Origin of the sequence: Streptococcus sp. 959, assembly GCF_013277075.1 — a bacterium.
GTDB lineage: Bacteria > Bacillota > Bacilli > Lactobacillales > Streptococcaceae > Streptococcus > Streptococcus pseudopneumoniae_C.
Genome location: NZ_VMMF01000035.1, coordinates 1 through 22,687 on the forward strand (window position 1 = coordinate 1; position 22,687 = coordinate 22,687).

Annotated in this window: 22 protein-coding genes and 1 other annotated feature; all 22 genes read left to right on the top strand. The window is 39.4% G+C overall.

Annotated features, from left to right (window positions below; genetic code table 11):
- Positions 1-306: LPXTG cell wall anchor domain-containing protein (locus HT717_RS09325; RefSeq protein ID WP_173305115.1), on the top strand; the 306-nt coding region annotated here is incomplete at its 5' end.
- A 335-nt stretch (positions 307-641) separates the two neighbouring features.
- Entirely contained in the window at positions 642-1,595 is a 954-nt protein-coding gene (locus HT717_RS09330) for a competence protein CoiA family protein (protein WP_173305117.1), read from the top strand.
- Positions 1,596-1,613: 18 nt separating this feature from the next.
- Positions 1,614-3,416 (top strand): oligoendopeptidase F, encoded by a 1,803-nt coding sequence (gene pepF, locus HT717_RS09335; protein ID WP_173305120.1) that lies wholly within the window; start codon positions 1,614-1,616, stop codon positions 3,414-3,416.
- Between the two features lies 1 nt (position 3,417).
- Positions 3,418-4,131, top strand: a complete 714-nt coding sequence (locus HT717_RS09340) for an O-methyltransferase (RefSeq protein WP_134803811.1) — start codon at positions 3,418-3,420, stop codon at positions 4,129-4,131.
- Between the two features lie 66 nt (positions 4,132-4,197).
- The gene (gene prsA / locus HT717_RS09345) at positions 4,198-5,136 is read left to right on the top strand and encodes a peptidylprolyl isomerase PrsA (protein ID WP_000727947.1); all 939 of its coding nucleotides are present in this window, start codon (positions 4,198-4,200) and stop codon (positions 5,134-5,136) included.
- 161 nt (positions 5,137-5,297) lie between these two features.
- Entirely contained in the window at positions 5,298-6,521 is a 1,224-nt protein-coding gene (locus HT717_RS09350) for an FtsW/RodA/SpoVE family cell cycle protein (RefSeq protein WP_020900295.1), read from the top strand.
- Positions 6,522-6,545: 24 nt separating this feature from the next.
- Positions 6,546-9,242 (top strand): phosphoenolpyruvate carboxylase, encoded by a 2,697-nt coding sequence (gene ppc, locus HT717_RS09355; RefSeq protein ID WP_173305122.1) that lies wholly within the window; start codon positions 6,546-6,548, stop codon positions 9,240-9,242.
- 96 nt (positions 9,243-9,338) lie between these two features.
- Positions 9,339-9,556: a binding site (T-box leader), on the top strand.
- 112 nt (positions 9,557-9,668) lie between these two features.
- Complete coding sequence (gene trpX / locus HT717_RS09360) at positions 9,669-10,664, top strand: tryptophan ABC transporter substrate-binding protein (RefSeq protein WP_173305124.1); 996 nt, start codon at positions 9,669-9,671, stop codon at positions 10,662-10,664.
- Between the two features lie 75 nt (positions 10,665-10,739).
- Positions 10,740-11,606 (top strand): ABC transporter permease, encoded by an 867-nt coding sequence (locus tag HT717_RS09365; protein ID WP_173305126.1) that lies wholly within the window; start codon positions 10,740-10,742, stop codon positions 11,604-11,606.
- Positions 11,603-12,361, top strand: a complete 759-nt coding sequence (locus tag HT717_RS09370) for an ABC transporter ATP-binding protein (RefSeq protein WP_173305128.1) — start codon at positions 11,603-11,605, stop codon at positions 12,359-12,361. The genes HT717_RS09365 and HT717_RS09370 overlap by 4 nt, the downstream gene beginning before the upstream one ends.
- A gap of 195 nt (positions 12,362-12,556) precedes the next feature.
- Entirely contained in the window at positions 12,557-14,317 is a 1,761-nt protein-coding gene (gene dnaG, locus HT717_RS09375) for a DNA primase (protein ID WP_240149512.1), read from the top strand.
- A gap of 2 nt (positions 14,318-14,319) precedes the next feature.
- Entirely contained in the window at positions 14,320-15,429 is a 1,110-nt protein-coding gene (gene rpoD / locus HT717_RS09380; RefSeq protein ID WP_000201903.1) for an RNA polymerase sigma factor RpoD, read from the top strand.
- A gap of 14 nt (positions 15,430-15,443) precedes the next feature.
- Complete coding sequence (locus tag HT717_RS09385) at positions 15,444-15,773, top strand: metal-sulfur cluster assembly factor (RefSeq protein ID WP_000331925.1); 330 nt, start codon at positions 15,444-15,446, stop codon at positions 15,771-15,773.
- Between the two features lie 33 nt (positions 15,774-15,806).
- On the top strand, positions 15,807-16,931 hold the full coding sequence (gene cpoA, locus HT717_RS09390) for an alpha-galactosylglucosyldiacylglycerol synthase (RefSeq protein ID WP_173305130.1): 1,125 nt from the start codon (positions 15,807-15,809) through the stop codon (positions 16,929-16,931).
- Between the two features lie 15 nt (positions 16,932-16,946).
- Complete coding sequence (locus tag HT717_RS09395) at positions 16,947-18,272, top strand: glycosyltransferase family 4 protein (RefSeq protein ID WP_049532866.1); 1,326 nt, start codon at positions 16,947-16,949, stop codon at positions 18,270-18,272.
- Between the two features lie 28 nt (positions 18,273-18,300).
- Positions 18,301-18,477, top strand: a complete 177-nt coding sequence (locus tag HT717_RS09400; protein WP_049532910.1) for a PspC domain-containing protein — start codon at positions 18,301-18,303, stop codon at positions 18,475-18,477.
- A 58-nt stretch (positions 18,478-18,535) separates the two neighbouring features.
- A complete protein-coding gene (locus HT717_RS09405; RefSeq protein ID WP_000863859.1) occupies positions 18,536-18,670 on the top strand; it encodes a DUF4044 domain-containing protein in 135 nt (44 codons plus the stop codon).
- Positions 18,671-18,733: 63 nt separating this feature from the next.
- Positions 18,734-20,044: a GTPase ObgE gene (obgE, locus tag HT717_RS09410; RefSeq protein WP_049532865.1), complete on the top strand. Its 1,311-nt coding sequence runs from the start codon at positions 18,734-18,736 to the stop codon at positions 20,042-20,044.
- Positions 20,045-20,053: 9 nt separating this feature from the next.
- Positions 20,054-20,209: a hypothetical protein gene (locus HT717_RS09415; RefSeq protein WP_000502580.1), complete on the top strand. Its 156-nt coding sequence runs from the start codon at positions 20,054-20,056 to the stop codon at positions 20,207-20,209.
- Positions 20,210-20,511: 302 nt separating this feature from the next.
- Complete coding sequence (locus HT717_RS09420; protein ID WP_049539187.1) at positions 20,512-21,153, top strand: amino acid ABC transporter permease; 642 nt, start codon at positions 20,512-20,514, stop codon at positions 21,151-21,153.
- Positions 21,154-21,162: 9 nt separating this feature from the next.
- Positions 21,163-21,792, top strand: a complete 630-nt coding sequence (locus HT717_RS09425) for an amino acid ABC transporter ATP-binding protein (protein WP_020900305.1) — start codon at positions 21,163-21,165, stop codon at positions 21,790-21,792.
- A gap of 9 nt (positions 21,793-21,801) precedes the next feature.
- On the top strand, positions 21,802-22,641 hold the full coding sequence (locus tag HT717_RS09430; RefSeq protein WP_049539185.1) for an amino acid ABC transporter substrate-binding protein: 840 nt from the start codon (positions 21,802-21,804) through the stop codon (positions 22,639-22,641).
- The last annotated feature ends 46 nt before the right edge of the window (positions 22,642-22,687 follow it).

The window sequence follows — 22,687 nt, forward strand, 5'->3', positions numbered from 1 at the left end:
TCAGTCGGCACAAGTAGTACAGATGGTGAAGGCAATGTTATTATTCCACCAACTGCAGAAGTTCCAGCCCATATAGGAAGTGTGAACGGTATTTCAGAAGAAACACCAGCTAAACCCGCTTATGACCGTAGTGCTAATGAAATGCCAGATAGAACTTCAATATCTGAAACTACAATAAATAAAGATCGACAACTTCCAAACACAGGTACAGCAGACTCTACAGTAACTATGGTAGCAGCTGCAGCAAGTGCAGTACTTGGACTTAGTCTTGCAGGCCGTCGTCGTAAAGAAGATGAAGAAGTATAATTTATATATGAATTAATCTAATTTTTTAGTACAATTTGTATTTGATTCTATAGCTTATATAGAATTTCTTAAAAAATCTCCTAGTAGTCCATTGATTGCTAGGAGATTTTGATTCTTTGTCAATTATATAGTGTATTGAAACTGGAATAGTAGGACATGACTTCTGAAGCATTGTTAGAAATTAATTTGACTTTCCTAATCTCTTAGTTCACATATTATTTCAACTAACTATAATATCAATTTGCTTATATTTTATTTCGATTTACTACACTTTTTTCTATAATTAAAAACACGATTATTAATTTTTACGAATAATATAGAAAAGGAGGGAAATCATGTTTGTTGCGAGAGATGCTAGGGGAGAGTTAGTAAATGTGTTAGAAGACAAGCTTGAGAAGCAAGAATACACCTGCCCAGCTTGTGGAGGTCAGCTCCGTTTGCGTCAAGGTTCAAGAGTACGAACTCATTTTGCCCATAAATCCTTAAAAGACTGTGATTATTCCTCTGAAAATGAAAGTCCAGAACATCTGGCAAATAAAGAATCCCTTTATCACTGGTTGAAAAAAGAGACAGAGGTGCAATTAGAATATCCGTTGCCAGAACTTAAACAGATTGCGGATGTATTTGTAAATGGTAATCTAGCTTTAGAAGTCCAGTGTAGTTCCTTACCACAAAAACTTCTTAAAGAGCGTAGTGAGGGCTATCATAGTCAAGGTTACCAAGTACTGTGGTTGCTGGGTCAAAAACTTTGGCTTAAGGAGCGTTTGACTCGTCTGCAAGAAGGCTTTCTTTATTTCAGTCAAAATATGGGCTTTTATGTTTGGGAATTAGACAGTGAAGCACAAGTTTTAAGACTCAAATACCTGATTCACCAAGACCTCCGTGGTAAACTCCATTATCAGATTAAGGAATTTCCCTATGGTCAAGCTAGTTTATTGGAAATATTACGGTGTCCCTATAAGAAACAAAAAATATCGCATTTTACAGTTTCTCAAGATAAGGACATCTGTCGCTATATCCGGCAACAATTGTATTATCAAAACCCCTTTTGGATGAAAGAACAAGCAGAAGCCTATCAAAAGGGAGAGAATATCCTGACTTATGAGCTAAAAGCATGGTATCCCCAAATTAGACCACTAGTGGGCAAATTTTTCCAGATTGAACAAGACTTGAATAGCTATTATCAGCACTTTTACACCTATTATCAAGAAAATCCTCAAAATGATTGGCAAAAGCTTTATCCACCAGCCTTTTATCAGCAATATTTCTTGAAAAATATGGTAAAATAGAAAGGATGGAGGAATCTAATGGTATTACAAAGAAATGAAATAAATGAAAAAGATACATGGGATCTATCAACGATCTACCCAACTGACCAGGCTTGGGAAGAAGCCTTAAAAGATTTAACAGAACAATTGGAGACAGTAGCCCAGTATGAAGGCCATCTCCTAGATAGTGCGGATAGCCTTCTAGAAATCACTGAATTTTCTCTTGAAATGGAACGCCAGATGGAGAAGCTTTACGTTTATGCTCATATGAAAAATGACCAGGATACACGTGAAGCCAAGTACCAAGAGTACTATGCCAAGGCCATGACTCTCTATAGCCAGCTAGACCAAGCCTTTTCATTCTATGAGCCTGAATTTATGGAAATCAGTGAAGAGCAGTATGCTGACTTTTTAGAAGCTCAGCTAAAATTGCAGGTTTATCAACACTATTTTGACAAACTTTTGCAAGGCAAGGAACACGTTCTATCACAAAGAGAAGAAGAATTATTAGCTGGAGCTAGTGAAATCTTTGGTTCGGCAAGTGAAACTTTCGCTATTTTAGATAATGCAGATATCGTCTTTCCATTTGTTAAAGATGAAGATGGTAACGAAGTACAATTATCACATGGCGTTTATATGCGTTTGATGGAGTCTAAAAATCGTGAAGTTCGCCGAGATGCTTATCAAGCCCTTTATGCAACTTACGAGCAATTCCAACATACTTATGCTAAAACCTTGCAAACAAATGTTAAGGTTCAAAACTATCGTGCAAAAGTTCGCAACTACAAGAGTGCTCGTCATGCAGCTCTCGCAGCAAATTTTGTTCCAGAAAGTGTTTATGACAATTTGGTAGCAGCAGTTCGCAAGCATTTGCCCCTCTTGCATCGTTACCTTGAGCTTCGTTCAAAGATTTTGGGGATTTCAGACCTCAAGATGTACGATGTCTACACACCGCTTTCATCTGTTGAATATAGTTTTACCTACCAAGAAGCCTTGAAAAAAGCAGAAGATGCCTTGGCAGTATTGGGAGAGGATTACTTGAGCCGTGTTAAACGTGCTTTCAGTGAGCGTTGGATTGATGTTTACGAAAATCAAGGCAAGCGTTCAGGAGCCTACTCTGGTGGTTCTTACGATACCAATGCCTTTATGCTTCTTAACTGGCAGGACAATCTAGACAATCTCTTTACTCTTGTTCATGAAACAGGTCACAGTATGCATTCAAGCTATACTCGTGAAACGCAGCCTTATGTTTACGGAGATTATTCTATCTTCTTGGCTGAGATTGCCTCAACTACCAATGAGAATATCTTGACGGAGAAATTGTTGGAAGAAGTGGAAGACGACGCAACGCGCTTTGCTATTCTTAATAACTTCTTGGACGGTTTCCGTGGAACAGTTTTCCGACAAACTCAATTTGCTGAGTTTGAACACGCCATCCACCAAGCGGATCAAAATGGGGAAGTCTTGACAAGTGATTTCCTAAATAAACTCTATGCAGACTTGAACCAAGAGTATTATGGTTTGAGCAAGGAAGATAATCCTGAAATCCAATACGAGTGGGCACGTATTCCACACTTCTACTATAACTACTATGTATACCAATATTCAACAGGTTTTGCAGCAGCCTCAGCTTTGGCTGAAAAAATTGTTCATGGTAGTCAGGAAGACCGTGACCGTTATATTGATTATCTCAAGGCTGGTAAGTCTGACTACCCACTTAATGTCATGAGAAAAGCTGGTGTTGATATGGAGAAGGAAGACTACCTCAACGATGCCTTTGCAGTCTTTGAACGCCGTTTAAATGAGTTTGAAGCCCTTGTTGAAAAATTGGGATTGGCATAAGATGGTTGAATCGTATAGTAAAAATGCCAACCACAACATGCGTCGTCCTGTTGTCAAGGAAGAAATTGTGAACTTGATGCGTCAGCGTCAAAAGCAAGTTACAGGTTCTTTGAAAGAATTGGAAGACTTTGCCCGTAAGGAAAATATTCCCATTATTCCTCATGAAACGGTTGCTTACTTCCGTTTTCTTATGGAAACCATGCAGCCTAAAAATATTCTGGAAATTGGGACGGCTATCGGTTTTTCAGCTCTTTTAATGGCAGAACATGCGCCAAAGGCCAAGATTACAACCATTGACCGCAATCCAGAGATGATTGGTTTTGCCAAGGAAAATTTTGCTCAGTTTGACAGTCGCAAGCAAATTACTCTCCTAGAAGGAGATGCGGTAGATGTCTTATCAACCCTGACAGAGTCCTATGATTTCGTCTTTATGGATTCTGCTAAGTCTAAATACATCGTCTTTCTACCAGAAATCCTCAAACATTTGGAAGTTGGTGGTGTGGTTGTCTTGGATGATATTTTCCAAGGTGGTGATGTTGCCAAGGACATTATGGAAGTCCGTCGTGGTCAGCGAACTATTTATCGAGGCCTTCAAAGACTGTTTGACGCAACTTTAGATAATCCAGGACTCACTGCAACATTAGTTCCTCTGGGAGACGGTATTCTCATGCTTCGTAAAAATGTAGCAGATGTTCAATTGCCTGACAGCGAATGATTTTCAGAAAAATTTAAGAAAATATAGTAAAATAGATAGGGTAACACTTATCTTAAAGGAGTAGACATGAAGAAAAAACTATTGGCAGGTGCCATTACACTATTATCAGTAGCAACATTAGCAGCTTGTTCGAAAGGCTCAGAAGGAGCAGATCTTATCAGTATGAAAGGGGATGTTATCACAGAACATCAATTTTATGAGCAAGTGAAAAGCAACCCTTCAGCTCAACAAGTGTTGTTGAACTTGACCATCCAAAAAGTATTTGAGAAACAATATGGTTCGGAAGTAGATGACAAAGAAGTCAACGATACTATTGCCGAAGAAGAAAAACAATATGGTGAGAACTACCAACGTGTTTTGTCACAAGCAGGCATGACTCTTGAAACACGTAAAGCTCAAATTCGTACAAGTAAATTGGTTGAGTTGGCAGTTAAGAAGGCAGCAGAGGCTGAATTGACAGATGATGCTTATAAGAAAGCCTTTGATGAATATACTCCAGATGTAACGGCTCAAATCATTCGTCTTGATAATGAGGATAAAGCGAAAGAAGTCCTCGAAAAAGCTAAGGCAAGTGGGGCAGATTTCGCTCAATTAGCAAAAGATAACTCAACTGATGAAAAAACCAAAGCAAACGGTGGAGAAATCACCTTTGACTCTGCTTCGACAGAAGTACCAGAACAAGTTAAGAAAGCAGCTTTCGCTTTAGATGTAAACGGTGTTTCTGATGTGATTACAGCCGCTGGTACACAAGCCTACAGCAGCCAATATTACATTGTAAAACTCACTAAGAAAACAGAAAAATCATCTAATCTTGATGACTACAAAGAAAAATTAAAAACTGTTATCTTGACTCAAAAACAAAATGATTCAACATTTGTTCAAAGCATTATCGGAAAAGAATTACAAGCAGCTAATATCAAGGTTAAAGACCAAGCCTTCCAAAATATCTTCACTCAATATATCGGTGGTGGAGATTCAAGCTCAAGTAGTTCATCAAAAGAATAAAACAGAAAAGGGCCAAGTGCTCTTTTTCTTATGACAAAAATAGTCTATCTGATGGATAAGAGTTTTTTTCTTTCGGAAAAAATGGTATAATAGCAATCAAAACTAGAAAACAAACGGAATTTGGGAAGCAATTGTGTTGTTCTCATTAGAGTGGTGATACTATGAAGATTAGTAAAAGGCACCTATTAAATTATTCTATTCTAGTTCCTTACTTACTTTTATCTATTTTGGGCTTGATTGTGGTTTATTCGACAACCAGTGCTATTTTAATTCAAGAAGGCCAAAGTGCACTGCAATTGGTCCGAAGTCAGGGACTGTTTTGGATATTTAGTTTGATACTGATTGCCTTGATATACAAATTGAAACTGAATTTTTTACGAAACGAACGTCTTTTATTTATCGTTATGTTCGTTGAGCTGATTCTATTAGCTATGGCTCGGATAATTGGTACGCCAGTCAATGGAGCCTATGGTTGGATTTCAGTAGGACCTTTGACCATTCAGCCAGCCGAATATTTGAAAATTATTATTATTTGGTATTTAGCAAATAAATTTTCCAAACAACAAGAGGATATAGCTGTTTATGATTTCCAAGTTTTAACACAAAATCAGTGGCTTCCTCGTGCGTTTAATGACTGGCGCTTTGTCCTCTTGGTATTGATTGGGAGCCTTGCTATTTTCCCAGATTTGGGAAATGCTTCTATCTTAGCTTTGGTTGCCTTGATTATGTATACAATTAGCGGAATCGCTTACAGATGGTTTCTTGCTTTTTTTGGAATTTTAGTCGGAATTTCTGCCCTATCCTTATCATTTATTTCTTTTATAGGGGTTGATAAGTTTTCAAAAGTTCCAGTATTTGGTTATGTTGCCAAGCGTTTCAGCGCCTATTTTAACCCTTTTGCTGATTTGGCAGGAGCAGGCCACCAACTTGCAAATTCCTACTTTGCCATGGTAAATGGTGGTTGGTTTGGTCTAGGTTTAGGAAATTCAATTGAAAAACGTGGCTATTTACCAGAGGCCCATACAGATTTTGTATTTTCAATTGTCATTGAAGAATTTGGCTTTGTGGGAGCCAGCTTGATTTTGTCACTTGTCTTTTTCCTTATTTTACGAATTATCCTGGTGGGAATTCGTGCTAAGAATCCCTTTAATTCCATGATGGCGATTGGAGTTGGGGGGATGATGTTGGTACAGGTCTTTGTTAATATCGGTGGAATTTCTGGTATTATTCCTTCAACAGGAGTTACCTTCCCCTTCTTATCGCAAGGAGGAAACAGTCTCTTAGTCTTATCTGTAGCCATCGCCTTTGTCTTAAATATTGATGCAAGTGAAAAGCGTGCTCAATTGTATGAGGAGTTAGAAGCTCACTCATCAAACTATATGTAGAGCTGATAGTGGAAAGGATTACCTATGTCTCTTCAAAAATTAGAAAACTATAGTAATAAAGCTGTCGTGCAAGAAGAAGTATTGATTTTAACAGAATTGTTAGAAGATATCACTAAAAACATGCTTGCCCCAGAGACTTTTGAAAAAATCATGCAGTTGAAAGAATTGTCAACTCAGGAAGATTATCAAGGCTTGAACCAATTGGTTACTAGCCTGACAAATGATGAAATGGCTTATATTTCACGCTATTTCTCTATCTTGCCTCTCTTGATTAATATTTCAGAAGACGTGGATTTGGCCTATGAAATCAACCACCAAAATAATATAGATCAAGATTATCTTGGTAAATTGTCAGCAACAATCAAAATGGTTGCAGAAAAAGAAAATGCGGTTGAAATTCTAGAACACTTGAATGTTGTCCCTGTTTTGACTGCCCATCCAACACAAGTACAACGTAAGAGTATGTTGGATTTGACCAACCATATCCATACCCTTTTGCGTAAGTACCGTGATGTAAAATTAGGCTTGATTAACAAGGAAAAATGGCATAATGATCTCCGTCGTTATATTGAGATTATCATGCAGACAGACATGATTCGTGAAAAGAAATTGAAAGTTACCAATGAAATCACGAATGTTATGGAATACTACAATAGTTCATTCCTGAAAGCTGTTCCTCATTTGACTGCTGAGTATAAGCGCCTGGCAAAAAAACATGGCTTGGAGTTGAAACATCCTAAACCAATTACCATGGGAATGTGGATTGGTGGAGACCGTGATGGGAATCCCTTTGTTACAGCAGATACATTGAAACAATCTGCCATGACCCAGTGTGAAGTCATCATGAACTACTATGATGAAAAGATTTATCAGCTCTATCGTGAGTTCTCTCTCTCAACAAGTATTGTCAATGTCAGCAAGCAAGTCAGAGAAATGGCTCGTCAATCTAAGGATAATTCGATTTACCGCGAAAAAGAGCTGTATCGTCGTGCCTTGTTTGATATTCAATCAAAAATCCAAGCAACAAAAGCCTATCTGATTGAGGATAAGGAAGTTGGGGCTCGCTATGAAACATCCAATGATTTTTATAAGGATTTAATTATCATCCGTGATTCCCTCTTGGAAAACAAGGGTGAGGCACTGATTTCTGGTGATTTTGTTGAGTTAATTCAAGCAGTTGAAATTTTTGGTTTCTATTTGGCATCCATCGACATGCGTCAAGATTCAAGTGTTCATGAGGCCTGCGTAGCTGAACTTTTGAAATCAGCAGGAATTCATTCGCGTTATAGCGAACTAAGTGAAGAAGAAAAATGCCAGCTTCTCTTGAAAGAATTGGAAGAAGATCCACGTATTCTTTCTGCTACTCATGTTGAAAAATCAGAGTTACTTGAAAAAGAATTAGCAATCTTTAAGGCCGCTCGTAAGTTGAAAGATAAGTTGGGAGATGATGTCATTCGTCAGACTATCATTTCACATGCAACCAGCGTATCAGACATGTTGGAATTGGCTATCTTGCTAAAAGAAGTAGGGTTAGTTGATAAAGAAAGAGCCCGTGTCCAAATTGTTCCTCTCTTTGAAACAATTGAAGACTTGGACCACTCAGAAGAAACCATGAGAGAATACCTTTCTCTTCCTCTTGCTAAGAAATGGATTGCTTCACGTAATAACTACCAAGAAATCATGCTAGGCTACTCTGATAGTAATAAAGATGGTGGCTACCTATCATCATGTTGGACCCTCTACAAGGCTCAACAACAATTGACTGCTATCGGAGATGAATTTGGTGTTAAGGTTACCTTCTTCCATGGCCGTGGTGGGACTGTCGGTCGTGGTGGTGGACCAACCTATGAAGCCATTACCTCTCAACCGCTCAAGTCTATCAAGGATCGTATCCGCTTGACGGAGCAGGGTGAAGTAATTGGGAATAAATACGGTAACAAAGACGCTGCCTACTATAATCTTGAAATGCTAGTATCTGCAGCCATTAACCGTATGATTACTCAGAAGAAGAGCGATACTAATACCTCAAATCGTTACGAAGCTATTATGGACCAAGTGGTGGACCGTAGTTACGATATCTACCGTGATTTGGTCTTTGGAAATGACCATTTCTATGATTATTTCTTCGAATCAAGTCCAATCAAGGCTATTTCAAGCTTTAATATTGGTTCTCGTCCAGCTGCTCGTAAGACTATTACTGAAATCGGTGGTTTGCGAGCTATCCCTTGGGTATTCTCATGGTCGCAAAGTCGTGTCATGTTCCCTGGTTGGTATGGGGTTGGTTCAAGTTTCAAAGAATTTATCGATAAAAATCCTGAGAATATCGCTATCCTACGAGATATGTACCAAAATTGGCCTTTCTTCCAGTCACTTCTTTCAAATGTTGATATGGTCTTGTCAAAATCAAATATGAATATTGCTTTTGAATATGCCAAACTTTGTGAAGATGATCAAGTAAAAGCAATCTATGAGACTATTTTAAATGAATGGCAGGTTACCAAGGAAGTTATCTTGGCTATCGAAGGTTATGATGAACTTTTGGCTGAAAATCCATATCTAAAAGCAAGTTTGGATTATCGTATGCCATACTTTAATATTCTTAACTATATCCAGTTGGAGTTGATTAAACGTCAACGCCGAGGAGAATTATCAAGCGACCAAGAAAAATTAATCCATACAACCATCAACGGAATTGCAACAGGATTGCGTAATTCAGGTTGATACCTATCAAGCTTCCTCTTTTCTATAGGGGAAGTTTTTGAATATTTCAAAAAAATTCTCAAAGAGTCTTGACAAGTAGTTGAAAAATGATATAATTTAACCATTCAGAAAAGTAGTCATACAAACTTTTTAGAGAGTCTGTGGTAGCTGAAAACAGATAAGTGATGATGATGAAAATTGGGCTGAATGTTATTTAGAATTTGAAATCATAAAAATTCGGTGAGCACACCTTACAGTGCATCTCGTTATTGCGAGACAGAGCGATAGGGAAATTCCCTATAATTGAGGTGGTACCGCGCATCGACGTCCTCACACAAGTTTTTTGTGTGAGGACTTTTTTGATGGAGGTTAGTATGGAAAGAAAACGATGGCGTTGCTTGTTCAGATAAGTGAAGTAGTTTAAAGGAATTAAAAAGGAGAAATAGAATGAAAAATAAACGTTTAATTGGAATTATCGCTGCATTAGCAGTTTTAGTAGCAGGAAGCTTGGTTTACTCTTCAATGAATAAACCAGAAGCTAAGAACGAAAAGAAAGTTGCCAAAGTTGGTGTCCTTCAGTTTGTGAGCCATCCATCTCTTGACTTGATTTATAAAGGGATTCAAGATGGACTTGCAGAAGAAGGCTATAAAGATAATCAGTTGAAAATTGACTTTATGAACTCAGAAGGTGACCAAAGTAAGGTTGCGACAATGAGTAAACAATTGGTTGCAAATGGCAATGACTTGGTTGTTGGTATTGCAACACCAGCTGCTCAAGGTTTGGCTAGTGCAACAAAAGATCTACCTGTTATCATGGCTGCTATTACAGACCCAATCGGTGCGAACTTAGTTAAAGATTTGAAAAAACCAGGTGGCAACATTACAGGTGTATCTGACCACAACCCAGCTCAACAACAAGTTGAACTCATCAAGGCTTTGACACCAAATGTGAAAACAATCGGAGCTCTTTACTCAAGTAGCGAAGACAATTCAAAAACACAGGTAGAAGAATTTAAGGCTTATGCTGAAAAAGCAGGTTTGACAGTGGAAACATTTGCAGTTCCTTCAACAAATGAAATTGCTTCAACAGTTAATGTTATGACTAGCAAGGTTGATGCTATCTGGGTTCCAATTGATAACACAATTGCTTCAGCCTTCTCAACTGTTGTATCAAGTAACCAATCAGCTAAAAAACCAATCTACCCAAGCGCAACTGCCATGGTAGAAGCAGGTGGTTTGGCATCCGTTGTAGTTGACCAACATGACCTTGGTGTGGCAACTGGTAAAATGATTGCGCAAGTTTTGAAAGGTGCAAAACCAGCCGATACACCAGTCAATGTCTTTTCAACTGGTAAGTCAGTGATCAACAAAAAATTGGCACAAGAGCTAGGTATTACGATTCCTGAATCTGTTCTAAAAGAAGCAGGACAAGTGATCGAATAATCTTTAATGGAGGAGTTGGGGACATCTCCTCCAATTTTTTACAATAGAAAGCATATAGAAAAGGTTAAGAAACAGATGATATTATCTATTATTTCTCAAGGATTTATCTGGGCTATTCTAGGTCTGGGAATCTTTATGACATTTAGGATTTTGAACTTTCCAGATATGACGACAGAAGGTTCCTTTCCTCTTGGGGGAGCTGTTGCTGTCACTTTGATAACGAAAGGTGTGAATCCTTTTTTAGCAACTCTTATTGCTGTAGGAGCAGGTTGTTTGGCTGGTATGGCAGCAGGACTTCTTTATACAAAAGGGAAGATCCCAACCTTACTTTCAGGGATTTTGGTGATGACTTCCTGTCACTCTATCATGCTCTTGATTATGGGACGCGCCAATTTAGGCTTGCTTGGAACCAAGCAAATTCAGGATGTCTTGCCTTTTGATTCAGGTTTGAATCAACTCTTGACAGGTCTCATCTTTGTCAGTATCGTTATTGCTCTCATGCTCTTTTTCTTGGATACTAAACTCGGACAGGCTTATATTGCTACAGGTGACAATCCTGATATGGCTAGAAGTTTCGGGATTCATACTGGACGCATGGAGCTCATGGGTTTGGTTTTATCAAATGGTGTGATTGCTCTTGCAGGTGCTCTCATTGCCCAGCAAGAAGGTTATGCTGATGTATCTCGAGGAATCGGGGTTATCGTTGTGGGGCTTGCAAGTTTGATTATTGGGGAAGTTATCTTCAAGAGTTTGAGTTTGGCAGAGCGTCTTGTTGCCATCGTTGTAGGTTCTATCGCCTATCAATTCTTAGTATGGGCAGTTATTGCGCTTGGCTTTAATACAAGTTACCTTCGTTTATACAGTGCCTTGATTTTAGCAGTCTGCCTCATGATTCCAACATTTAAGCAAACAATCTTGAAAGGAGCCAAGTTAAGCAAATGACAGCAATTGTAGAATTAAAAAATGCAACCAAAGTCGTTAAAAATGGCTTTGATGAAGAAAAGATTATTTTAAACGATGTTTCCTTAGAAATTTTTGAACAGGATTTTATCACGATTTTAGGTGGAAATGGTGCTGGTAAATCGACCCTCTTTAACACTATTGCAGGAACCTTATCACTAACCAGTGGAACCATCCGTATTTTAGGTGAAGATGTTACCAAGTTTTCACCAGAGAAGCGGGCTAAGTACCTGTCTCGAGTTTTCCAAGATCCAAAGATGGGGACAGCTCCTCGTATGACAGTGGCAGAGAATCTCTTGATTGCCAAGTTTCGTGGTGAAAAGCGTGGATTGTTACCACGACGCTTGACTAGCTATAAGGATGAATTTCAGGCAACCATTGAAAAAGTAGGAAATGGTCTTGAGAAACACTTGAATACACCGATTGAGTTCCTATCAGGTGGGCAAAGACAGGCCTTGAGTCTCTTAATGGCAACCTTGAAGCGTCCTGAATTACTCCTGTTAGATGAGCATACTGCAGCCCTTGATCCAAAGACAAGTGTCGCCCTCATGGAGTTGACAGATGACTTTGTCAAGAAAGATCAGCTGACAGCCCTTATGATTACCCACCATATGGAAGATGCTCTCAAATATGGCAATCGCTTGATTGTCATGAAAGAAGGACGGATTATCCAAGATTTGACCCAAGAAGAAAAAGCAAAAATGAAAATCTCAGACTACTATCAATTATTTGAATAGATGAGAGCCTTATTTTATCAAGAATTGTGAAGCAAAACTTAGAGACATGGAAGTGTTTCTGAGTTTTTTAACTTTCTTTTCTATCTGAAAAAATAAGGCAAATAGAATTACGGAAAGCGTATGAAATGGTTTACTTTTTTTCAGAAATAAAGTATACTATATAAAGTAAACTATGATAACATGGAGGTATTGTGTATGGTTGACAAACAAGTCATTGAAGAAATCAAAAACAATGCCAACATTGTGGAAGTCATAGGGGATGTGATTTCTTTACAAAAGGCAGGACGGAACTATCTAGGGCTCTGTCCTTTTCATGGTGAAAAAACACCTTCTTTCAACGTTGTAGAGGACAAGCAGTTTTACCACTGTTTTGGTTGTGGTCGTTCTGGTGATGTCTTTAAATTCATCGAGGAGTACCAAGGGGTTCCCTTTATGGAGGCTGTCCAAATCTTAGGTCAGCGTGTTGGAATTGAGGTTGAAAAACCGCTTTATAGTGAGCAGAGGCCAGCCTCACCCCACCAAGCTCTTTATGATATGCACGAAGATACTGCCAAATTTTATCATGCTATTCTCATGACAACGACCATGGGGGAGGAGGCCAGAAACTACCTTTATCAGCGTGGTTTGACAGATGAAGTGATTAAGCATTTTCGGATTGGTTTGGCACCTCCAGAACGAAACTATCTCTATCAGCGTTTGTCTGGTCAGTATCGTGAAGAGGATTTCCTGGATTCAGGACTATTTTACCTCTCAGATGATAATCAATTTGTAGACACCTTTCACAATCGTATTATGTTTCCCCTGACAAATGACCAGGGAAAGGTCATTGCCTTCTCAGGTCGTATCTGGCAGAAAACGGATTCACAAACTTCTAAGTATAAAAATAGCCGATCGACTGCAATTTTTAACAAAAGTTACGAATTATATCATATGGATAGGGCAAAAAAATCTTCTGGTAAAACCAGTGAGATTTACCTCATGGAAGGATTCATGGATGTCATTGCAGCCTATCGGGCTGGAATCGAAAACGCTGTGGCATCCATGGGAACAGCCTTGAGTCGTGAGCATGTTGAGCATCTGAAAAGGTTATCCAAGAAGTTAGTCCTTGTTTACGATGGCGATAAGGCTGGGCAAGCCGCGACATTGAAAGCATTGGATGAAATTGGTGATATGCCTGTGCAAATCGTCAGCATGCCTGATAACTTGGATCCGGATGAGTATCTACAAAAAAATGGACCAGAAGACTTGGCCTATCTATTAACGAAAACTCGTATTAGTCCGATTGAGTTCTATATTCACCAGTATAAGCCTGAAAATAGTGAAAATCTGCAGGCTCAGATTGAGTTTATTGAAAAAATAGCTCCCTTGATTGTTCAAGAAAAGTCGATCACTGCTCAAAACAGCTATATTCATATTTTAGCTGACAGTCTGGCATCCTTTGATTATGCTCAGATTGAGCAGATTGTGAATGAGAGTCGACAGGCACAAAGGCAGAATCGTATGGAAGGAATTTCCAGACCGACGCCAATCACCATGCCTGTTACCAAGCAGTTATCGGCTATTATGAGGGCAGAAGCTCATCTACTTTATCGAATGATGGAATCTCCTCTTGTTTTGAACGATTACCGTTTGCGAGAAGATTTTGCATTTGACACACCTGAATTTCAGGTCTTATATGACTTGCTTGGTCAGTATGGAAATCTTCCCCCAGAAGTTTTAGCAGAACAGACAGAGGAAGTTGAAAGAGCTTGGTACCAAGTCTTAGCTCAGGATTTACCTGCTGAGATGTCACCGCAGGAACTTAGTGAAGTAGAAATGACTCGAAACAAGGCTCTCTTGAATCAGGACAATATGAGAATCAAAAAGAAGGTGCAGGAAGCTAGCCATGTAGGAGATACAGACACAGCCTTAGAAGAATTGGAACGTTTAATTTCACAAAAGAGAAGAATGGAGTAATAATGGCAACAAAACAAAAAGAAGTAACAACATTTGACGTACAAGTAGCAGAATTTATCCGTAATCATAAGCAAAAAGGGACAGCAACAGATGATGAAATTAATGCTAGTCTAGTCATTCCTTTTACCTTGGATGCTGATGGAATTGAAGATCTCTTGCAACGGATTCAGGATGCAGGAATTTCGATAACAGATAATGAAGGAAACCCAAGTGCACGTGTTCTTAGTACTGAAGAAGAACCAGAACTTAGCGATGAGGACTTAATTGGATCAACTTCGGCTAAGGTTAATGACCCTGTCCGTATGTACTTGAAAGAAATCGGGGTCGTTCCTCTTTTAACTAATGAAGAGGAAAAAGAATTAGCACTAGCAGTTGAAGCTGGCGATATCGAAGCCAAACAACGTCTTGCGGAAGCCAACCTTCGTTTGGTTGTTTCTATAGCCAAACGCTATGTCGGTCGTGGTATGCAGTTTCTTGACTTGATTCAAGAAGGAAATATGGGCTTGATGAAGGCGGTTGACAAGTTTGACTATTCTAAAGGGTTCAAGTTTTCAACTTATGCAACTTGGTGGATTCGTCAGGCCATCACTCGTGCTATTGCTGATCAAGCTCGTACCATCCGTATCCCTGTTCACATGGTTGAAACCATCAATAAATTGGTTCGTGAACAGCGTAACCTCCTTCAAGAATTGGGTCAAGACCCAACACCAGAGCAAATCGCTGAACGTATGGATATGACTCCTGACAAAGTGCGTGAAATCTTGAAGATTGCCCAAGAACCAGTATCTCTTGAAACTCCTATCGGTGAAGAGGATGATAGCCATCTTGGAGACTTTATTGAAGATGAAGTGATTGAAAATCCAGTAGACTATACAACTCGTATCGTCTTGCGTGAGCAGTTGGATGAGGTCTTGGATACTCTTACAGATCGTGAAGAAAATGTTCTACGTCTACGTTTTGGACTAGATGATGGGAAAATGCGTACCCTTGAAGATGTGGGTAAAGTCTTTAATGTGACTCGCGAGCGTATCCGTCAGATTGAAGCCAAGGCTTTGAGAAAACTACGTCAACCAAGTCGCAGCAAACCGCTTCGTGATTTTATTGAAGACTAAAAGTGAGGATGAATATGGCTTATACAGAAGAGCAAATTGAAAACATCAAAACACGAATTTTATCAGCCTTGGAAGAAGTCATCGACCCTGAGTTGGGAATCGATATTGTAAATCTTGGTTTAATTTATGAGATTCGTTTTGACGGTGACACAGGGCAAACAGAGATTGATATGACTTTGACAACTATGGGTTGTCCCCTAGCTGACCTTTTGACAGACCAGATTTATGATGCCATGACCGAGGTGCCAGAAGTAACGGATACTGAGGTCAAATTAGTCTGGTATCCAGCCTGGACAGTTGAAAAAATGAGTCGTTATGCCCGCATTGCCCTCGGCATTAAGTAAACAGATAAAAGCATGTGAGAGACCGTTGGAAAAGTGAGGAAATTTCCCCTCTTTTCCTCTAGTCTCTCCTTTCTTTTGCTGATTTTATTCAAAGAAAATGATATAATAGTAGTTATGGAAAAAAAGAAATTACGCATCAATATGTTGAGTTCAAGTGAGAAAGTAGCAGGACAAGGAGTTTCAGGTGCCTACCGTGAATTAGTTCGTCTTCTTCACCGTGATGCTAAGGACCAATTGATTGTTACTGAAAATCTTCCAATCGAGGCAGATGTGACTCACTTTCATACGATTGATTTCCCCTATTATTTATCAACCTTCCAAAAGAAACGCTCAGGGAGAAAAATAGGTTATGTGCATTTCTTGCCAGATACACTTGAGGGAAGTTTGAAAATTCCATTTTTCTTAAAGGGAATTGTTAAACGCTATGTATTTTCTTTTTACAACCGGATGGAGCACTTAGTTGTGGTCAATCCTATGTTTATTGAGGATTTGGTGGCAGCTGGTATTCCACGTGAAAAAGTGACCTATATTCCTAACTTTGTCAACAAGGAAAAATGGCATCCTCTTCAACAAGAAGAGGTGGCTCGACTGCGCGCAGAGCTAGGTGTTAATGACAATCAGTTTATCGTAGTTGGTGCAGGTCAAGTTCAGAAACGCAAAGGGATTGATGACTTTATCCGCCTTGCTGAGGAATTGCCTCAGATTACCTTTATCTGGGCGGGTGGTTTCTCTTTTGGAGGTATGACAGATGGTTATGAACGCTATAAGAAAATTATGGATAATCCTCCAGAAAATTTGATTTTTCCAGGTATCGTGTCGCCAGAGCGAATGCGCGAATTGTATGCCCTAGCGGACCTTTTCTTGCTGCCTAGTTATAATGAGCTCTTTCCTATGACCATTTTAGAGGCTGCGAGTTGTGAAGCGCCTATTATGTTGCGTGATTTGGATCTCTATAAGGTGATTTTGGAGGGGAATTATCGGGCGACAGCAGACAGAGAAGAGATGAAAGAAGCTATTCTGGAATATCAAGCGAATCCTGCTGCTTTAAAAGATTTGAAAGAAAAAGCTAAGAATATTTCTAGAGAGTATTCAGAAGAGCATCTGTTACAAATCTGGTTGGACTTTTATGAGAAACAAGCTGCTTTAGGGAGAAAGTAAAAAGTGAGGTAATCTATGCGAATTGGTTTATTTACAGATACCTATTTTCCTCAGGTTTCAGGTGTTGCGACCAGTATTCGAACCTTGAAAACAGAGCTTGAAAAGCAGGGGCACGCTGTTTTTATCTTTACGACGACAGATAAGAATGTCAATCGTTATGAAGATTGGCAGATTATCCGCATTCCAAGTGTTCCCTTCTTTGCTTTTAAGGATCGCCGCTTTGCCTATCGAGGATTCAGCAAGGCGCTTGAAATTGCTAAACAATATCAGCTAGATATTATTCATACCCAGACAGAATTTTCTCTTGGCTTGTTGGGAATTTGGATTGCGCGTGAATTGAAGATTCCAGTCATCCATACCTATCACACCCAATACGAAGACTACGTGCATTATATTGCTAAGGGGATGTTGATTCGTCCTAGTATGGTCAAGTACTTAGTCAGAGGTTTCCTGCATGATGTGGATGGGGTTATTTGTCCTAGTGAGATTGTCCATGATTTGCTATCTGACTATAAGGTCAAGGTTGAAAAACGGGTCATTCCAACTGGGATTGAATTAGCTAAGTTTGAGCGTCCGGAAATCAAGCAGGAAAATCTGAAAGAACTACGTAGTAAACTAGGGATTCAAGATGATGAAAAGATGTTGCTTAGTCTTTCCAGAATTTCCTATGAAAAAAATATTCAAGCAGTTTTAGCAGCCTTTGCAGAAGTTCTGAAAGAAGAAGACAAGGTTAAACTGGTGGTAGCTGGGGATGGTCCTTATCTGGATGACCTCAAAGAGCAAGCCCAGAAACTAGAGATTCAAGACTCTGTTGTCTTTACAGGGATGATTGCTCCTAGTGAGACAGCTCTTTACTATAAGGCGGCGGATTTCTTCATCTCGGCATCGACAAGTGAAACCCAAGGCTTGACCTACTTGGAAAGCTTAGCCAGTGGAACGCCTGTCATTGCTCATGGAAATCCTTATCTGGACAATCTGATCAGTGATAAAATGTTTGGAACCTTGTACTATGGAGAACATGATTTGGCTGGTGCTATTTTGGAAGCCCTGATTGCAACGCCAGATATGAATGAGCATACTTTATCAGAGAAGTTGTACGAGATTTCAGCTGAGAACTTTGGAAAACGGGTGCATGAGTTTTATCTGGATGCCATTATTTCAAATAACTTCCAGAAAGATTTAGCCAAAGATGATACGGTCAGTCAGCGTATCTTTAAGACAGTTTTGTATCTACCGCAACAGGTGGTTGCTGTACCCGTAAAAGGCTCTAGACGCATGCTGAAGGCTTCAAAAACACAGTTGATCAGCATAAGAGATTATTGGAAAGACCATGAAGAATAGAAAGAGGAACAGTATGAAAAAACAATTAATGAGAAGCGGTCGTGATAAAAAGATTGCGGGTGTTTGTGCCGGGGTAGCCCATTATTTTGATATGGATCCTACTATTGTTCGCGTAATATGGGGTGTTCTTGCTTTTGGTTATGGAGCAGGAGTTGTAGCTTATATCATTTTATGGATTATTGCGCCAGAAGCAAGTGACTATTGAAAACTAGCTAAATTCATGCTAAGATAATAGAAAATAGAATGTAACGAAGGAGATAAAAATGGCATTTGGAGATAATGGAAATCGTAAAAAAACTATGTTTGAGAAAATAACCTTATTTATCGTGATTATCATGCTAGTAGCAAGTTTATTGGGAATTTTTGCAACTGCAATTGGTGCCCTCAGTAATCTATAAAATAGATTCAAGAAAATTTAGTGACTGGGATTTCCCAGCCCTTTTTTAAAGTGAGAAGAAAAAATGAGTATGTTTTTAGATACAGCTAAGATCAAGGTCAAGGCTGGTAATGGTGGTGATGGCATGGTTGCCTTTCGCCGTGAAAAATATGTCCCTAATGGCGGTCCTTGGGGCGGTGATGGTGGTCGTGGAGGCAATGTCGTCTTCGTTGTAGATGAAGGTCTACGTACCCTCATGGATTTCCGCTATAATCGCCATTTCAAGGCTGATTCTGGTGAGAAAGGAATGACCAAAGGGATGCATGGTCGTGGTGCTGAGGACCTTAGAGTTCGAGTACCACAAGGTACGACTGTTCGTGATGCAGAGACTGGCAAGGTTTTGACAGATTTGATTGAACATGGTCAAGAATTTATCGTTGCCCACGGTGGACGTGGTGGACGTGGAAATATCCGCTTTGCGACACCAAAAAATCCTGCACCTGAAATCTCTGAAAATGGAGAGCCAGGTCAGGAGCGTGAGTTACAATTGGAACTAAAAATCCTTGCAGATGTTGGTTTGGTTGGTTTCCCATCTGTAGGGAAATCCACACTTCTAAGTGTTATCACCTCAGCTAAACCTAAAATTGGTGCCTACCACTTTACCACTATTGTGCCAAATCTAGGTATGGTTCGTACCCAATCAGGTGAATCTTTTGCAGTAGCCGACTTGCCAGGCTTGATTGAAGGTGCCAGTCAAGGTGTTGGTTTGGGAACCCAGTTCCTCCGTCACATCGAGCGTACACGTGTCATTCTTCACATTATTGATATGTCAGCTAGCGAAGACCGTGATCCTTATGAGGACTACTTAGCTATCAATAAGGAGTTAGAGTCTTATAACCTCCGTCTTATGGAGCGTCCACAGATTATCGTAGCCAACAAAATGGACATGCCTGAGAGTCAAGAAAATCTTAAAGAATTTAAGAAAAAATTTGCTGAAAACTACGATGAATTTGAAGAGTTACCAGCTATCTTCCCAATTTCTGGTTTGACTAAGCAAGGTCTGGCAACGCTATTGGATGCTACAGCTGAATTGTTAGACAAGACACCAGAATTCTTGCTCTATGACGAGTCAGATATGGAAGAAGAAGCATACTACGGCTTTGACGAGGAAGAAAAAGCCTTTGAAATTAGTCGTGATGATGATGCAACGTGGCTACTTTCTGGTGAAAAACTGATGAAACTCTTTAATATGACCAACTTTGATCGTGACGAATCAGTCATGAAATTTGCTCGCCAGCTTCGTGGTATGGGGGTTGATGAAGCCCTTCGTGCGCGTGGTGCTAAAGATGGTGACTTGGTCCGAATTGGTAAATTTGAGTTTGAATTTGTAGACTAGGAGACTGATATGGGAGATAAACCGATATCTTTCCGAGATGCGGATGGTAATTTTGTTTCCGCCGCAGACGTTTGGAATGAAAAGAAATTGGAAGAACTATTTAATCGTCTCAATCCAAATCGTGCCTTGAGGTTGGCACGAACTAAAAAAGACAATCCATCTTAAATACGTAAGATAAAACTCCAATTATCAGTCAAGTTAACTGTAACAAATAGAAGCTAAGATCTAGAAAGGGCAAAATTTGTCCTTTCTTTTCACTTATAAATTATAATATATTGAAATGGAATATAAACAAATAGACTAGGAAATTCAAATCAAATGACTAACAAGGCTTTATAAGTCGTGTTGTCCTATTCTACCTTCAAGACACTGATTTTTTCTATTGAAAAAGAATTTTTTTACAAAAATAGTTGGTTATTTAGTTTATTTATGCTATAATAGGAGCAATTATTTTTAGGAGGTGCAGTATGTCTTATTTGTTTGAGATATTACCGAGTTTATTGAGCGGTGCAAGCATGACGTTACAGGTTTTTGCACTGGTCTTGATTTTTTCTATTCCCTTGGGCGTTTTGATTGCCTTTGCCTTGCAAGTCCATTGGAAGCTCCTCCATCATCTGATTAACATTTATATTTGGATCATGCGGGGGACACCCTTGCTCTTGCAATTGATCTTTATCTATTATGTGTTACCAAGCATTGGGATTCGTTTGGATCGTCTTCCTGCTGCTATCATTGCCTTTGTTTTGAATTATGCAGCTTACTTTGCTGAAATCTTCCGTGGGGGGATTGATACCATTCCTAAAGGTCAATATGAGGCTGCCAAGGTCTTGAAGTTTAATCCTTTTGATACAGTGCGCTATATTATTTTGCCTCAGGTGACCAAGATTGTTCTCCCTAGTGTATTTAATGAGGTTATGAGTTTGGTCAAGGATACCTCTCTGGTCTATGCTCTAGGAATTTCAGACCTTATCTTGGCTAGTCGCACAGCTGCCAACCGTGATGCTAGTCTGGTTCCTATGTTCTTGGCAGGAGCCATTTACTTGATTTTGATTGGGATTGTGACAATCATTTCCAAAAAAGTTGAGAAGAAGTACAGTTACTATAGATAGGAGGCTGTCATGTTAGAATTACGAAATATCAATAAAGTCTTTGGTGAAAAGCAAATTTTATCTAATTTCAGTCTAAAAATTCCTGAAAAGCAAATCCTGGCTATCGTTGGGCCTTCGGGTGGAGGGAAGACAACCCTCTTACGCATGCTTGCAGGTCTTGAAACCATTGATTCAGGGCAAATCTTTTATAATGAAGAACCTTTAGAATTGGATGAACTGGAGAAGCGCAATCTACTAGGATTTGTATTCCAAGATTTTCAACTTTTCCCTCATTTATCCGTTCTAGATAATTTGACCTTATCTCCTGTGAAAACCATGGGAATGAAGCAGGATGAGGCTGAGAAGAAGGCGCGAGGTCTTTTGGAACAGTTAGGACTAGCAGGGCACGCAGATGTCTATCCATTTTCACTATCTGGTGGGCAAAAGCAGCGAGTAGCCTTGGCGCGTGCTATGATGATTGACCCGGAAATCATTGGCTACGATGAACCAACTTCTGCCCTAGATCCAGAATTACGCTTGGAAGTGGAAAAACTGATCTTGCAAAATAGGGAACTTGGCATGACACAGATTGTGGTTACCCATGATTTGCAGTTTGCGAAAAATATCGCAGATCAGATTCTCAAGGTTGAGCCCAAGTAGGAGGTGCTGATGACTAATAAGAAAATTGCTTTAGTATTGGTTTCGCTCCTAAGCCTCTTTTTAACTGCATGTACTCAGAAGGCTAGTGATCCAAAGCAGGATAACTGGGATAAGTATCAAGAGCAGGGGAGTATAACCATTGGTTTTGACAATACCTTCGTACCTATGGGATTTGAAGAAAAGAATGGCCAATATACAGGATTTGATATTGATTTGGCACAAGCTGTCTCAGAAAAATTAAGTGTTAAGGTGCAATTTCAACCAATTGACTGGGATATGAAGGAAACGGAATTGCAAAATGGAACTATAGATGCCATCTGGAATGGCTATTCTGCCACTGATGAACGGCGAGAGAAGGTTGCCTTTAGTATTCCATATATGGAAAATCAGCAAGTTCTAGTTGCCAAGAAAAGCCAGCAGATTCATTCAGTAGAGGATATGAAGGATAAGACCTTAGGTGCCCAAGCTGGGTCCTCTGGTTATTTGGATTTTGAAGCCCAGCCAGATTTACTGAAAAATCGTGTTAAAGACCAGAAGGCCAATCAATACCAGAGTTTCAATGAAGCCTTGATTGATTTGAAGAATGATCGAATTGATGCCTTGTTGATTGACCGAGTGTATGCTAATTACTATCTCCAGTCTGATGGTATATTAAATGACTACAATGTCTTTTCAGCAGGATTTGAAAGTGAATCCTTTGCGGTCGGAGTTAGACAAGCTGACAAAAGATTACTACAAGTTTTAAACCAAGCTTTTGTTCAACTTTACCAAGAAGGGAAGTTCCAAGAAATCAGCCAAAAATGGTTTGGAGAAGATGTAGCAACCAAAGAAGTGAAAAGTAGAGATTGAGTGTTACCTCAGTCTCTTTTTGCATCGAAAAATCCCCTGACAAGAG

Bases quoted from the DNA above. Each gene is read 5' to 3' on its own strand.
- HT717_RS09415 (WP_000502580.1), top strand. From the start codon at position 20,054: ATGGGAGATAAACCGATATCTTTCCGAGATGCGGATGGTAATTTTGTT.
- HT717_RS09340 (WP_134803811.1), top strand. From the start codon at position 3,418: ATGGTTGAATCGTATAGTAAAAATGCCAACCACAACATGCGTCGTCCT.
- HT717_RS09425 (WP_020900305.1), top strand. From the start codon at position 21,163: ATGTTAGAATTACGAAATATCAATAAAGTCTTTGGTGAAAAGCAAATT.
- HT717_RS09430 (WP_049539185.1), top strand. From the start codon at position 21,802: ATGACTAATAAGAAAATTGCTTTAGTATTGGTTTCGCTCCTAAGCCTC.
- trpX (WP_173305124.1), top strand. From the start codon at position 9,669: ATGAAAAATAAACGTTTAATTGGAATTATCGCTGCATTAGCAGTTTTA.
- HT717_RS09400 (WP_049532910.1), top strand. From the start codon at position 18,301: ATGAGAAGCGGTCGTGATAAAAAGATTGCGGGTGTTTGTGCCGGGGTA.
- HT717_RS09365 (WP_173305126.1), top strand. From the start codon at position 10,740: ATGATATTATCTATTATTTCTCAAGGATTTATCTGGGCTATTCTAGGT.
- pepF (WP_173305120.1), top strand. From the start codon at position 1,614: ATGGTATTACAAAGAAATGAAATAAATGAAAAAGATACATGGGATCTA.
- rpoD (WP_000201903.1), top strand. From the start codon at position 14,320: ATGGCAACAAAACAAAAAGAAGTAACAACATTTGACGTACAAGTAGCA.
- ppc (WP_173305122.1), top strand. From the start codon at position 6,546: ATGTCTCTTCAAAAATTAGAAAACTATAGTAATAAAGCTGTCGTGCAA.
- HT717_RS09420 (WP_049539187.1), top strand. From the start codon at position 20,512: ATGTCTTATTTGTTTGAGATATTACCGAGTTTATTGAGCGGTGCAAGC.
- obgE (WP_049532865.1), top strand. From the start codon at position 18,734: ATGAGTATGTTTTTAGATACAGCTAAGATCAAGGTCAAGGCTGGTAAT.
- HT717_RS09385 (WP_000331925.1), top strand. From the start codon at position 15,444: ATGGCTTATACAGAAGAGCAAATTGAAAACATCAAAACACGAATTTTA.
- HT717_RS09405 (WP_000863859.1), top strand. From the start codon at position 18,536: ATGGCATTTGGAGATAATGGAAATCGTAAAAAAACTATGTTTGAGAAA.
- prsA (WP_000727947.1), top strand. From the start codon at position 4,198: ATGAAGAAAAAACTATTGGCAGGTGCCATTACACTATTATCAGTAGCA.
- HT717_RS09395 (WP_049532866.1), top strand. From the start codon at position 16,947: ATGCGAATTGGTTTATTTACAGATACCTATTTTCCTCAGGTTTCAGGT.
- dnaG (WP_240149512.1), top strand. From the start codon at position 12,557: ATGGTTGACAAACAAGTCATTGAAGAAATCAAAAACAATGCCAACATT.
- HT717_RS09370 (WP_173305128.1), top strand. From the start codon at position 11,603: ATGACAGCAATTGTAGAATTAAAAAATGCAACCAAAGTCGTTAAAAAT.
- HT717_RS09330 (WP_173305117.1), top strand. From the start codon at position 642: ATGTTTGTTGCGAGAGATGCTAGGGGAGAGTTAGTAAATGTGTTAGAA.
- HT717_RS09350 (WP_020900295.1), top strand. From the start codon at position 5,298: ATGAAGATTAGTAAAAGGCACCTATTAAATTATTCTATTCTAGTTCCT.